Raw genomic sequence first — 12,642 nt, forward strand, 5'->3', positions numbered from 1 at the left:
CCGAAGTTTATCCTCGGGCGCGCGCTTCGCGCGACCCGGGGGGCGAACCACCTCCCCCGATGGGGAGGATCAAGCGCTTGCTCCCCCCGCCTCATTCGCCGCATACCCCGTCGTTCCCGAATCGTTCGAAACTGACGCGTCATGTCCGCTTCCCCTGTCCAAAGCTCCCTGTTCGATGACGCCCTGAACCCGCCGGCGGCCCCGCCGCTGGCGCAGACGAGCGAGCCCGTTGCGACGCCCGCCGCCGCCAAGGTCCCGGCGCCGACGCCCGGCGGTTACACAGCCAGCGACATCGAGGTGCTCGAGGGCCTGGAGCCGGTACGCAAGCGGCCGGGCATGTACATCGGCGGCACCGACGAGCGGGCGCTGCACCACCTGTTCGCCGAAGTGCTCGACAACAGCATGGACGAGGCCGTCGCCGGCCACGCAAAGCTGATCGAGGTGATCTTCGACGCCGACGGCGCCCTGACAGTCAAGGACGACGGTCGCGGCATCCCGGTCGACGCCCACCCCAAGCATCCCGGCATGTCGGCGCTCGAGGTCATCATGACCGTGCTGCACTCGGGCGGGAAATTCTCGGGCAAGGCCTATGAGACCTCCGGCGGCCTGCACGGGGTCGGGGTTTCAGTGGTCAACGCGCTCTCCGAGCGGGTCGAGGTCACGGTCTGGCGCGACGGCTTCGAGCACCGCCAGGTGTTCTCGCGCGGCAAGCCCCTGGGCAAGCTGGAGAAAATCGCCCCGTCGAAGAAGCGCGGCACGGCGATCAAATTCCTGCCCGACCCGATCATCTTCGGCGAAGGCGCGGTGTTCAAGCCGGCGCGGCTGTACCGGATGGCCCGGTCGAAGGCCTATCTGTTCCGCGGCGTGCAGATCAAATGGACCTGCGATCCCTCGCGGATCCAGGACCAGACGCCCGCAGACGCGGTGTTCCACTTCCCCAACGGCCTGGCCGACTTCCTCGCCGAGCGGATCAAGACCGTCGCGACGGTCACCGAAACCGCCTTCAGCGGCCGGATCGAACGCACCGGCGAGGCCGGCGCCGTCGAGTGGGCCGTCACCTGGACGCCGCAGGGCTTCGGCGAGGCCGACGGCTTCATGCAGTCCTACTGCAACACCGTGCCCACGCCCGAAGGCGGCACACACGAGGCCGGCTTCCGTGCGGCCCTGACCCGCGGCCTCAAGGCCCACGCCGAGATGATCAACGAAAAGCGCGCGGGGATCATCACCGCCGACGACGTGATCGCCAACGCCGGCGCGCTGATCAGCGTGTTCATCCGCAACCCGGAATTCCAGGGCCAGACCAAGGAGCGGCTGAGCTCGTCGGACGCCCAGAAGCTGGTTGAGGCCGCCCTGCGCGACCCGTTCGACCACTGGCTGACCGCCTCGCCCAAGGCCGCCCGCGCCCTGCTCGACTTCGTCATCGAACGCGCCGAGGATCGCCTCAAGCGCCGCAAGGACCGCGAGGTCGCCAGAGCGTCCGCGACCCGCAAGCTGCGCTTGCCCGGCAAGCTGGCCGACTGCTCCGCCAACGCCATCGACGGCGCCGAGCTGTTCATCGTCGAAGGCGACAGCGCCGGCGGCTCGGCCAAGCAGGCGCGCGACCGCAAGACCCAGGCGATCCTGCCCCTGCGCGGCAAAATCCTCAACGTCGCCAGCGCCACAGGCGACAAGCTGATGGGCAACAAGGAGCTGGCCGACCTGATGCTGGCCCTCGGCGTCCAGGGCGGCAGCAAGTATCGCGACGAGGACCTGCGCTACGACCGGATCGTCATCATGACGGACGCCGACGTCGACGGCGCGCACATCGCCAGCCTGCTGATCACCTTCTTCTACCGCCAGATGCCGGAGATGATCCGGAACGGGCGGCTCTATCTCGCCCTGCCGCCGCTCTATCGCATCAGCCATGGCGGCAAGGCCGTCTACGCTCGTGACGACGCGCACAAGGACGAGCTGCTGGAGACGATGTTCAAGGGCAAGAAGCCCGAGATCGGCCGCTTCAAGGGCCTGGGCGAAATGATGCCGGCCCAGCTCAAGGAAACCACCATGGACCCGTCCAAGCGGACCCTGGCCCGGGTGACCCTGCCGCGCGACGAGACGCAGGTGGAGGAGTTGGTTGAGAACCTGATGGGCCGCAAGCCGGAGCAGCGCTTCCGCTTCATCCAGGAAAACGCCGAGTTCGCGGCTGCGGACGTGGATATCTGAATCCAGCCGATGCTCCCCACGCGGGGGGAGCGGTCATGCGGAGCGTGACTGAGGGGCAGAACCGACTTCAGCGATCGGCGTCAAAACGCAGCTGATCACCACCAGCGGCGCCGCCCCTCCACCATGCTCCGCATGGTCTCCCTCCCCGCTACGCGGAGAGGATATGGAAGATCAGCGACCCGCCTGGATCGTGACGGTCACGGGCGCGCCGCCCTGACCGGTGCCCTGCCAGGTGTCGCCGACGTTCTTGTTGACGGTCGGGCTGCAGGACGGCGGCGTGGCTTCCGGCGACTGCTGGGTGAAGCAGGTCTGGCTTCCCGAGATCGCCCAGGTGCCCGAGCTGGCGCCCATCGGGCTTTCGCCGGTGTAGGAGCCCCCTTCATCGATGAACAGCTTCACGGTCGTGCCGTCGCCGTAGGTGATGACCACGGTATTGCCGTAGGCGGTCGCCATCGGATCAGCCGCCAGCGCGGGACCGGCCGCCATGAACATCGCAGCGGCGATCGCCGCCTTCGCAAGAAATTTCATCTTCTGTTTCCGCCCGTTTTCTTCGTTTTCGAGGGCTCGCCTCGCGGGCGAGCACGGCACCCTAACCAAGAAAATGCGACAGGTTAACCCTGTCGGCCGGCCGCCAGAACGTTTCTGACCGGTTCGCCCAGCAGGCCCTTCGCCGACCAGCTCGCGCCCACGCCGCCGGGCACGATCGGCGTGCAGAACGTCAGCGGCACGAAGACAGGGCGCTTCTGGGTAATGCAGAGTTCGCCGCCCTTGACCTTCCAGACCCCGCCGGTCCGCTCGCCGTTCGCACGCTGCGCTTCATAGGTGCCGTCGCGATGCAGCCAGGTGCGCGTCGACTTGCCGTTCGGATAGGTGGTGATGATCGTGTTGCCGAACGCCGGCTCCAGGCCAGCCGGCGGCACGGGCGCCGAAGCGGCGATCACAGTGGCGGCCAGAAGGCCAAGGCCTAATCCGCTGGCGGACATTTTGACGTCTCTCGTTGGCTGGGCGCATTCAACAACAGCACAGGACCTCTTGCCAAGTCATGACCCCCGGGGCGGGACCCGCCGCGACAGCTTCAACCCCAAGCAATCGTTGACTTTACAGGGGTTGCGGCTATGTATCCGCGCGAGTTCGGAGCAGGTCTGGCGAATCCGCGCCGCCCGTTCGCCCAAACACGGGCGGCTCTGAATCTTCCTTTCGTGAGACATGACCGAATTTTCCCAACTGGGGCTGAGCGCCTCTACCCTGCAAGCCGTTGCTGACACCGGCTACACCACCGCCACCCCGATCCAGGCCCAGGCCATCCCGGTGGCCCTTGCCGGACAGGATGTTCTGGGCATCGCCCAGACCGGAACCGGCAAGACCGCCGCCTTCACCCTGCCGATGATCGACCGGCTCGCGGCCGGCCGCGCCCGGGCCCGCATGCCGCGCGCCCTCGTGCTGGCGCCGACCCGCGAACTGGCCGACCAGGTCGCCTCCAGCTTCGAGAAATACGCCAAGGGCACGCGCCTCTCCTGGGCCCTGCTGATCGGCGGCGTCTCGATGGGCGACCAGGTCGCGGCGCTCGACAAGGGCGTGGACGTGCTGATCGCCACCCCCGGCCGGCTGCTCGACCTGTTCGAGCGCGGCAAGATCATGCTCACCGGCGTGCAGCTGATGGTCGTCGACGAAGCTGACCGCATGCTCGACATGGGCTTCATCCCGGACATCGAGCGCATCTTCAAGCTGACGCCGCCCAAGCGTCAGACCCTGTTCTTCAGCGCGACCATGCCGCCGGAAATCACCCGGCTGACCCAGCAGTTCCTCAAGAACCCGGTCCGCATCGAGGTCAGCCGCGCGGCGACCACCGGCGAGAACATCGCCCAGTTCGTCGCCCGCATTCCGAGCAACGACCCGAAGGCCAAGCGCGTCGCCCTGCGCAGCCTGATCGACCGCAGCGAAATCAAGAACGGCATCGTCTTCTGCAACCGCAAGAGCGAGGTCGACATCGTCGCCAAGTCGCTGCGCACGCACGGCCATGACGCCGCCGCCATCCACGGCGACCTGGACCAGGCGACGCGCATGCGCACCCTGGAAGGCTTCCGCAAAGGTGAGCTGAAACTGCTGGTCGCCTCTGACGTCGCCGCACGCGGCCTCGACATCCCCGACGTCAGCCACGTGTTCAACTATGACGTCCCGCACCACGCCGACGACTATGTCCACCGCATCGGCCGGACCGGCCGCGCCGGACGCTCGGGCGAGACCTTCATGATCGTCACGCCCGCCGACGACCGGAACTATGACAAGGTCATCAAGCTGACGGGCAAGGTCCCGGCCGAGGCCACGTTCGAGGCCATCGACTGGGCCAGCCTGAAGAGTGAGCCGCGCAGCAAGCGTGACGGCGACAAGCGCGGCGGCGCCCGCTCCGGCGGACGGGACCGTGATCGCGACCGGAGCCGCGGCCGTCCGGCCTCGGAAACCTCGACCGTCTCGATGGAAGCCATTTCTCCAGGTGCGCCCGTCGACGAAACCGCCGAGAAGCCCGCCCGTCGCCCGCGCGGCCGCAAGGCCGAGGCCGACACGGCGCCGATCGCGCAGCCGGACGTGGTTGTGGCCGAAGCGCCGGTCGCCGCGGCGCAATCCGAGGACATCGCCGTCGAGCGCACCGAGCGTGAACCGCGCCGTCCCCGCAATCGCGGTCGTGGCCGTGATCGCGTCGCCGCCCCGCGCGTCGAAACCGTGGACGCCGAGGCGCCCGTCGTCGCCGCTCCGGTCCGCGAAGAGCGTGTGCGTGAAGAGCGCGCGCCGCGTCAGGAAGAGCCCCGTCGCGACCGTGAGCCCCGCCGCGCCGAACCGCGCACCGAAGCTCGCCCGGAAAGCCGCGAACGTGACCGCGGTCCGCGCCGCGACGACCAGCGCCGCGACCAGCACCGCGGCCGGGATCATGATGATGGTCCGCGCGTCGTCGGCTTCGGATCGGACCTGCCGGCCTTCATGACCCGCGCCGCGCCGATCAGCCCGAAGACGGCGGAAGACTAACCTCCCAGTCCCGCTCACCCCGGCGAATGCCGGCGCCCGGATCAAAGGGCGGAGCGGTAGGGGTCTTTACCCCGCCGCGAGTACGGAATCACACGCATCCGCCGCAAGCTGCACCGCCGCCGGTGCGAGCTTGTCCAGGCGCGCTTCCTCCGCCTTGCGCTCGGCCTGGCCGGCCTTGCTGTCGGCGGGGGTCAGGTCCGTGCGGGTGGCGAGCGCCAGCGAGACCTTCTCGCGGCTGACGTCGAGCTTGGCGATGCGCTTGCGGATCGCGGCCTTCTCCGCGCCGCTGGCGGCGTCGGCGTCGGCTTCAAGCAGGCCGGCCGCGACCTCATAGGCCGCGATACAGCGCGCCTGGGCGCGGAAATCAGGCTTCGCCTGGACAGCGGAAACCGCCATCAACGAAGCGAGCAGGCCGGTAACGGCCATACGCATGGTCTTCTCCAATGGGTCAAATGACCCCTGACGGGATATCGTACGCCGCCATCGAAGCTGCAATACGACATCCCGCCTGACGGCCAGATGAACGGCCTCGCCTATCGCTTGAGCGATGCGCCGAGGAACTTGCGGATGGCCGGTCCGTAGGGCGGGCGCATCTGCAGCAGCGGGCCAATGTCCTTCTTCAGCTGCGTATAGATCGCCTTCTTGTGGCTGAACTCCAGAAAGCCGTCGTGGCCGTGGTAGCTGCCCATGCCGGAGGGCCCGACGCCGCCGAACGGCAGCTCTTCCTGGGCCACGTGCATGATCACGTCGTTGATCGTAACGCCGCCGCTGGTGGTGTGGTTGAGGACGCGGGTTTTCTCCGCCTCGTCCGTCCCGAACCAGTAGAGGCCCAGCGGCCGGTCATGGGCGTTGACGTAGTCCACGGCCTCGCTCGCGGTCTTGTAGGTCTTCACCGCCAGCACCGGGCCGAAGATCTCGTCCTGCATCACGGTCATGTCGTCGGTGGCGTTCAGGATCAGCGTCGGCGGGATCTTGCGATGCTCCTGCTGGCTGAAGTCCTCGTTGGCCGGGTTGATCTCCCGGATGTCCGCGCCCTTGGCGCGGGCGTCGTCGATGTAGCCCCTGATCCGGTCATAGTGCCGTTGGGCGACCACGGCGGTGTAGTCGGGGTTGTCCTTCAGCGTCGGGAACATCCGGGTGACCGCGCCCGTCGCCTCGGTGACGAACTCCTCCAGACGGTTCTCCGGAGCCATCACATAGTCCGGCGCCAGGCAGATCTGGCCGGCGTTCAGCGTCTTGCCGTTCATGATCCGCGCGGCGGCGGTGGCCATGTCCGCGCTCTGGGAGATGATCACCGGGCTCTTGCCGCCCAGTTCCAGCGTCAGCGGCACCAGATTCTCGGCCGCGGCGCGCATCACATGCCGGGCGATCGAGGTCGCGCCGGTGAAGATCATGTGGTCGAACGGCAGCCCGGCGAACGCCTGACCGACCTCGGGTCCGCCGGTGATCACCGCGATCTCGTCCTCGGCGAAAACCTTGGCGAACATGGTCTTCATCAGTTCGGACGTCACCGGCGTGAACTCGGACGGCTTGATCATCGCCCGGTTGCCCGCGGCGAGAATCCCGGCCAGCGGCGCGAACGTCAGGTTCACCGGGAAGTTCCATGGGCTGATCACCCCGACCGTGCCCTTGGGCTGGTACTGGATCTCCGCCTTGGCGCCGAGCAGGCCCAGGATCGCCGGCGTGGTCTTGCGCTTCTGCGCCTTCATCCACTTGCGGACGTTCTCCTTGGCGAACTTCAGCGGGCCGATCGAGCCGGAGACGTCGGTCAGCAGGCTGGCCTCGCGCGAACGATTGCCGAAGTCGGTGTTCAGCGCGTCCTGAATCTCCACCGCGTGATCGACCAGCAGACCGATGCAGCGATCGAGCCACTCAATGCGCTTCTCGGCCGACGGCGCGCCGTCGCGGATATGGGCCGCCTTCTGGCGGTCCAGAATGGCGAGCATGGCGGCCGTATGGCCTTCGGCGCCGAGGTTGACGGGTGCGTTCATGGGGGTCCCTCCGGACGGCCGGGCGGGCCCCGGCTCAAGTGATCGGCGATCAGAATGGACGCCGCGAGGCTCCGCCGCAAGCGACCCGCGTTATCTCTTTAACCGGTCGTTCGGACCTTTCGACATAGGCTCCTCCATCTACAGCTTTGGCTCGTCAGAAGGCGGTCCTTGCCAAGGGGGAATGCGAGAATGTCCGGCGACGTCGAAACCATGCTGCGGGGCCCCGAGGCCTACAAGGTCGCCCGGCAGGCCATGGACCTGATGGAACAGCATCACGTCTGGCCGACACCGCTGAACTTCGAGCTGTGGGCTCATTTCGTGGCTGATCCGTCCGGCGACCTCGCCGTCGAACTCGGCCGACTGATCTCGCTCGGCGAGCCGCTGACCGAAAGCATCAGCGAAGACCTCGCCGCGGCCTATCTCGCCAAGGCCCGCCTGAACGAACAGATCCGCGACGCCGGGGATCAGCTGTCCAGGGAACTGGACTCGGTCTCCAAGGCCATCCAGTCGGCCCAGAAATCCAACGAGGCCTATGGCCAGACGCTGGCCGGCGCCAGCAAGGGCCTGGTCGAGGCCGACGGCGTGGACCAGGTCCGCGCCATGGTCGATACCCTCTCGACGGCCACACGCCGGGTGCAGAAGGAAAACAAGTCGCTCGAAAAGCGGCTCGCCGAATCCACCAGCGAGGTCCAGCGCCTGCGCGAGCACCTGGAACAGGTCCGCCGCGACGCCACCACTGACGGCCTGACCAACCTGGCGAACCGCCGCGCCTTCGACGAAGAACTGACCCGCGCCTGCGCCGAGGCCGACGAGACCGGCGCGACGCTGACGCTGGCCGTGCTCGATATCGACCACTTCAAGAGCTTCAACGACACGTGGGGCCACCAGACCGGCGACCAGGTGATCCGCTACGTCGCCAGCGTCATCGGCCGCCTGGGCGCCACGCCCCGCTTCTCCGCCCGCTACGGCGGCGAGGAGTTCGCGATGATCTTCCCGGGCGAGGACGCGACGCTGGTCGAGGCCTGCCTGCAGGAGATCCGCGAGGAAGTGGCTTCCCGCATGCTGAAGCGCCGCTCGACCAACGAGGATCTGGGCACCGTGACCATCTCCGCGGGCCTCGCCTCGCGCCGTGAGGGCGAGACCGGCTCCTGCGTCATGGAACGGGCCGACGAGGCGCTCTACGCCTCCAAGCGCACCGGCCGCAACCGCGTCACCAACGGCGAGAAGCTCCCCGCCGCGGCCTGAGCCGGCCCTTGCCGACCTGAAACGCCCGTGCGAGACCTTCGGTATCGAAGGAACCGCCACCGATGTGTGAACGCATCCGCTAACCGCTAGCCGAGGCTGGCCCGATCCGCACCGCCCGGCGCACCGCGCCGGGCGACGCCGCGTTCTCACATCTCCTTCAGGTCTCCATGTCCTTTCTCAAGAACGACGCGATCAATCGCGTGAACGTCCATTATGCCCTCCAGGCGTTCGCCCAGGGCGCCGGCGGCATCTTCTTTCTCGTCTTCCTCCTCAAGGCGGGGGTGTCGGTCCCTGGAGCTCTGCTGTTCCAGGCGGGCGTGGTGGCGGGCCGCTTCCTGCTCAGGCCGGCGATCCTGCCGTTCGCCAAACGCTGGGGCATCAAGCCGGTACTGATCGCCGGAACCCTGCTGGCGGCGACCGACTATCCCCTGCTGGCGCTGGTCAAGGGACCGGGGCCGTACCTGTTCGTCCTCTGCGCCCTCTCCTCGGTGGGCTACCTCCTCTACTGGCTGTCGTTTCACGCCTATTTCGCCGCCCTCGGCGAGGCGGAAGACCGGGGCGGCCAGATCGGGTTTCGCGAGGCGATCGTCGCCCTCGTCGGCATCGTCGCGCCGCTGGCCGGCGCCTGGGGCCTGACCACCGTGGGTGCGACGTCGACCTTCTGGGCTGTCGGACTGGTCCAGGCGCTCGCGGTCCTGCCGCTGATCGGCGCGCCCAATGTGCCGGTCGCGCAGTCGGTCGAAGCCGACTGGCGGCCGTCCCGGCTAGGGCTTGGCCTGATGGTCGGCGACGGGCTGTTCGCCTCGACCTACCACTTCGTCTGGCTGATCGCTTTGTTCGTGGCGCTGGGCGAGAGTTTCACGGCGTTCGGCGGCGCGGCGGCGATTGCCGCGCTCGTCGGTGCGGCCAGCGGCCTTGTGCTGGGCCGCCACGTCGATCTGGGGCACGGACGCCGGTCGACCTTAATCGCCTATGCGGCGGCCGCGCTCGTCGTGATACTCCGCGCCGGCAGCCTCGACACGCCGTGGCTGGCTGTGGTGGCGAACGCGGCCGGCTCGTTGCTTGTCGCGCTGGTGACGCCGGTGCTGATGACGCCGGTCTACAACATGGCCAAGGCCTCGCCCTGCACCTTCCGCTTCCACATGGCGACCGAAGGCGCCTGGGATGTCGGCTGCTTCATCGGCTGCACGCTCGCGGCGGGCCTGGTGTTCGCGGGCCTGCCGCTGTCGGCGCCGATCCTGGTGGCGCTGCTCGCGGCTGTCCTGCTGGTGGTCCTGCTGACGCGCTACTACGGTCGCCGCCCGGCCTGAAAATTTCTATTGGCGTTCCCCGGCGTTACTGGGGCTAGCCATGGCCCCAAGAAACACGGGAGGACGCTGCGGTGGACTATACGAAAATCAAGGTTGAGCTGATCGACGGCGTTGCCGTGGTGACCATGGCCGATCCGTCGACCATGAACGCGGCGGGCCTGGACCTGGCCGGCGAGCTGAGCCACGCCCTGTCGAGCATCGCCGCCGGCAAGGTCGCCGCGCGCGCCGTGGTGCTGACCGGTGAAGGCCGCGGCTTCTGTTCGGGCGCCAACCTCGGCGGCGGCGGCGCGGCCGGCCGTGAGCTGGACGTCGACGGCAAGCCGGACGCGGGCCGCGCGCTGGAAACCGTCTACAATCCGCTGGTCTGCCAGATGCGCGACCTGCCCGTGCCGCTCGTGACGGCGGTGAACGGCGCGGCGGCCGGCGTCGGCTGCTCGTTCGCCCTGCTCGGCGACCTGATCGTCGCCGCCGAGAGCGCCTACTTCCTGCAGGCTTTCCGCCGCATCGGCCTGGTGCCGGACGGCGGCTCGACCTACCTGCTGCCGCGCGCCGTCGGCCGCGCCCGGGCCATGGAAATGGCCCTCCTCGGCGAGAAGATCGGCGCGGCCAAGGCTCTGGAATGGGGCATGGTCAACCGCGTCGTCCCTGACGCCGACCTGCTCGCCACGGCCATCGGTCTGGCCAAGGAACTGGCCAATGGACCGGCGTCGCTGGGCGCCATCCGCCGCCTGATCTGGGACAGCCTCGACGGAGACTGGAACGGTCAGCTGACCGCCGAACGCAAGGCCCAGAAGATCGCCGGCAAGACCGAGGACTTCATCGAGGGCGTCAGCGCCTTCCTGCAAAAGCGCGTCGCGGCGTTCAAGGGAAGATAAGATGCTCCCCTTCGGGGGAGCTGTCGGCGAAGCCGACTGAGGGGGTCCGCTCAGATCTGGGGTGACCCCCTCCGTCTCGCCTTCGGCGAGCCACCTCCCCCGATGGGGAGGATTTACCCGTCCCAGGGGCCGGGGCCGATGTCTTCGCGCATCGCCCGGCCCTTCTTCGTTTTCGGCCTCCGCGCGCGCCAGGCCGCCTGCAGGCCCAGGCGCGCCCAGCGGACCGCCTCGTCGGGATCATCCAGCCCGCTCTCCGGCAAACTCCAGTAGCCCAGCACGCCCGTCCGGCCGTCCTTCATCTCGTAGACGAACGGCCCTGCCCCGGCGGCCTCGAACGCCGCGCGGTTCTCGTCGTCGACCTTCAGATACAGCGTCTCGCCAAAGACCAGGGCGAAGGGCGCGCCATCGAGCTGCAGGCTCGCCCCGCCGAACATCTTCTTCACCGTGAGCGGGCCAAGATCGGCCAGCAGTTCCTGCAGATGCTCGAGAAAGTCAGCGCTGACGGCCATATCGCCCCTGTGAGCATTTGTTCACTTGCGGGCCGCATCGGAATGTGAGCAAATGCTCACACAAGGAGTCGCCCATCATGTCCGCCAAGCCTCGCATCGAGCGCGCCGCTCTGGAAGTCTTCGTTCGCGACGGCGTCGACGCGGCCACTACCCGCGCCATCGCCACCGCCGCCGGAGTGTCGGAAGGCGCCCTCTATCGCCACTACAAGGGCAAGGACGAGCTGGCGATCAGCCTGTTCATGACCACCCACCGCCGCCTCTCCTCGCTGATCGAGGAGAGTTCTGCGCGCGCGGTCGGGATCAAGGCCAAGGCCGCCGCCATCGTCGCCGCCTACTGCGAGGTGGCCGACGAGGACTGGCTCACCTTCAGCTTCCACCTGACCCAGATCCACCGGTTTGTCCCCTACTACCAGGAGGACGGCCGCGACCCGGTGACGGTGACCGAGAACGTCATCAAACAGGCGATGATCGCCGCCGAGATCCCGCCGGCCGATCCACGCGTGCTGGCCGCCATGGCCATCGGCGTGATCACCCAGACCGCACAGAACCGCGTCTACGGCCGCCTCGGCGCCGACCCGCTCTCCGCCCATGCCGACCTGATGACCGCAGGCGTGCAGGCCCTTCTCTTCGCCCGCTAGGACAAGGCGCTCATGACCTTCCGCAACCGGCTGTTCAACGGCTACTACTGGCTGCTGTCGATCGTCTACGGCCTCAGCGCCGCGATCCTGGCGCTTGCGCCCGGCCGCGCGCCGATGACCGGCGCGATCCGGCTCTACACCCGCCGCATGCTCTGGGCGATGGACAGCCTCGCGGGCATCAAGATCGAGCTGAAGGGACAGGAAAAACTGCCCCAGGGCGCCTTCATCATCGCCGCCAAACACCACAGCTGGGGCGACGGCTTCGTCATGTTCGCCAACGTCGACAACCTGTCGTTCGTCACCGGCGACCACATGGAGCGGTTCCCGCTGGTCGGGGCGATCCTGCGCAAGTTCGGCGCGATCATCGTCGACAACTGCGGCGGCCCCGAAGCCCGCAAGGCCCTGTCGGAAAGCGCCGCCAGGGTCGCCGCCGAGGGCCGCCGCATCCTGATCTATCCGGAGGGCAACCTCGCCAAGCCCGGCGAGCGGTTCCGCTATCGCACCGGCGTCTACTACATGAGCCGCGACTTCAACCTGCCGGTCGTGCCGGTGGCGACGAACCTCGGCCTGTTCTGGGAGCAGACCTCGAAGATCAAGCGTCCAGGGACCGCGACCATCGAGTTCCTCGACCCGATCGAGACCGGCCTCGACCGCACGCCGTTCCTGACCCGCCTCGAGACCGCCATCGAGACCCGTAGCCAGGAACTGATCGCCATGGCGACCGGCGAGCCGGTGCGACCCTCGGTGCTCGTTCCGACGCCGGATGAGCTGCGGAAGGGCGCAGCGGCGGTAGAAGCGGCGGCCTGAGACTGCCCCCACTTTTTGCGGGTGACGCGCGATCGGATCACGGCGAA

General features: G+C 68.1%; 12 protein-coding genes. 7 read left to right on the forward strand and 5 right to left on the reverse strand.

Annotated elements, in window-relative coordinates; translation table 11 throughout:
- Positions 1-141: 141 nt before the first annotated feature.
- Positions 142-2,202 carry a DNA topoisomerase IV subunit B gene (gene parE / locus AC3WJT_RS14265; protein ID WP_492343787.1) on the forward strand — a complete coding sequence of 687 codons (2,061 nt, stop codon included), beginning with the start codon at positions 142-144 and terminating at the stop codon, positions 2,200-2,202.
- Between the two features lie 171 nt (positions 2,203-2,373).
- Here the strand turns inward: parE and AC3WJT_RS14270 are convergent, their stop codons facing one another.
- Together AC3WJT_RS14270 and AC3WJT_RS14275 are read right to left on the reverse strand one after the other, a co-directional pair.
- A complete protein-coding gene (locus AC3WJT_RS14270; RefSeq protein ID WP_492343788.1) occupies positions 2,374-2,730 on the reverse strand; it encodes a hypothetical protein in 357 nt (118 codons plus the stop codon).
- An 83-nt stretch (positions 2,731-2,813) separates the two neighbouring features.
- On the reverse strand, positions 2,814-3,185 hold the full coding sequence (locus AC3WJT_RS14275; protein WP_492343789.1) for a hypothetical protein: 372 nt from the start codon (positions 3,183-3,185) through the stop codon (positions 2,814-2,816).
- A 223-nt stretch (positions 3,186-3,408) separates the two neighbouring features.
- On the opposite strand from AC3WJT_RS14275, the gene AC3WJT_RS14280 reads away from it, so the two are divergent.
- Positions 3,409-5,220: a DEAD/DEAH box helicase gene (locus AC3WJT_RS14280; RefSeq protein WP_492343790.1), complete on the forward strand. Its 1,812-nt coding sequence runs from the start codon at positions 3,409-3,411 to the stop codon at positions 5,218-5,220.
- Between the two features lie 66 nt (positions 5,221-5,286).
- Here AC3WJT_RS14280 and AC3WJT_RS14285 read toward each other — a convergent pair whose 3' ends face one another.
- Together AC3WJT_RS14285 and AC3WJT_RS14290 are read right to left on the reverse strand one after the other, a co-directional pair.
- The gene (locus tag AC3WJT_RS14285; RefSeq protein ID WP_492343791.1) at positions 5,287-5,652 is read right to left on the reverse strand and encodes a hypothetical protein; all 366 of its coding nucleotides are present in this window, start codon (positions 5,650-5,652) and stop codon (positions 5,287-5,289) included.
- A 101-nt stretch (positions 5,653-5,753) separates the two neighbouring features.
- Entirely contained in the window at positions 5,754-7,211 is a 1,458-nt protein-coding gene (locus tag AC3WJT_RS14290) for a coniferyl aldehyde dehydrogenase (protein WP_492343792.1), read from the reverse strand.
- Between the two features lie 189 nt (positions 7,212-7,400).
- Between AC3WJT_RS14290 and AC3WJT_RS14295 the strand changes: the two genes are divergently transcribed.
- The 3 genes from AC3WJT_RS14295 (at position 7,401) to AC3WJT_RS14305 (ending at position 10,641) form a co-directional block, all read left to right on the forward strand.
- The gene (locus AC3WJT_RS14295; RefSeq protein ID WP_492343793.1) at positions 7,401-8,456 is read left to right on the forward strand and encodes a GGDEF domain-containing protein; all 1,056 of its coding nucleotides are present in this window, start codon (positions 7,401-7,403) and stop codon (positions 8,454-8,456) included.
- Positions 8,457-8,623: 167 nt separating this feature from the next.
- Positions 8,624-9,766, forward strand: a complete 1,143-nt coding sequence (locus AC3WJT_RS14300) for an MFS transporter (protein ID WP_492343794.1) — start codon at positions 8,624-8,626, stop codon at positions 9,764-9,766.
- 71 nt (positions 9,767-9,837) lie between these two features.
- The gene (locus AC3WJT_RS14305) at positions 9,838-10,641 is read left to right on the forward strand and encodes an enoyl-CoA hydratase/isomerase (RefSeq protein WP_492343795.1); all 804 of its coding nucleotides are present in this window, start codon (positions 9,838-9,840) and stop codon (positions 10,639-10,641) included.
- A gap of 113 nt (positions 10,642-10,754) precedes the next feature.
- Here the strand turns inward: AC3WJT_RS14305 and AC3WJT_RS14310 are convergent, their stop codons facing one another.
- Positions 10,755-11,150 (reverse strand): TfoX/Sxy family protein, encoded by a 396-nt coding sequence (locus AC3WJT_RS14310; protein WP_492343796.1) that lies wholly within the window; start codon positions 11,148-11,150, stop codon positions 10,755-10,757.
- 77 nt (positions 11,151-11,227) lie between these two features.
- Here AC3WJT_RS14310 and AC3WJT_RS14315 point away from each other — a divergent pair, with 77 nt between their 5' ends.
- Together AC3WJT_RS14315 and AC3WJT_RS14320 are read left to right on the forward strand one after the other, a co-directional pair.
- Positions 11,228-11,788, forward strand: a complete 561-nt coding sequence (locus AC3WJT_RS14315) for a TetR/AcrR family transcriptional regulator (protein WP_492343797.1) — start codon at positions 11,228-11,230, stop codon at positions 11,786-11,788.
- A 12-nt stretch (positions 11,789-11,800) separates the two neighbouring features.
- Positions 11,801-12,595, forward strand: coding sequence for a lysophospholipid acyltransferase family protein (locus AC3WJT_RS14320; RefSeq protein WP_492343798.1), 795 nt, complete (start codon positions 11,801-11,803; stop codon positions 12,593-12,595).
- The last annotated feature ends 47 nt before the right edge of the window (positions 12,596-12,642 follow it).

It is taken from the genome of Caulobacter sp. FW305-C-30-S16 (assembly GCF_058783025.1).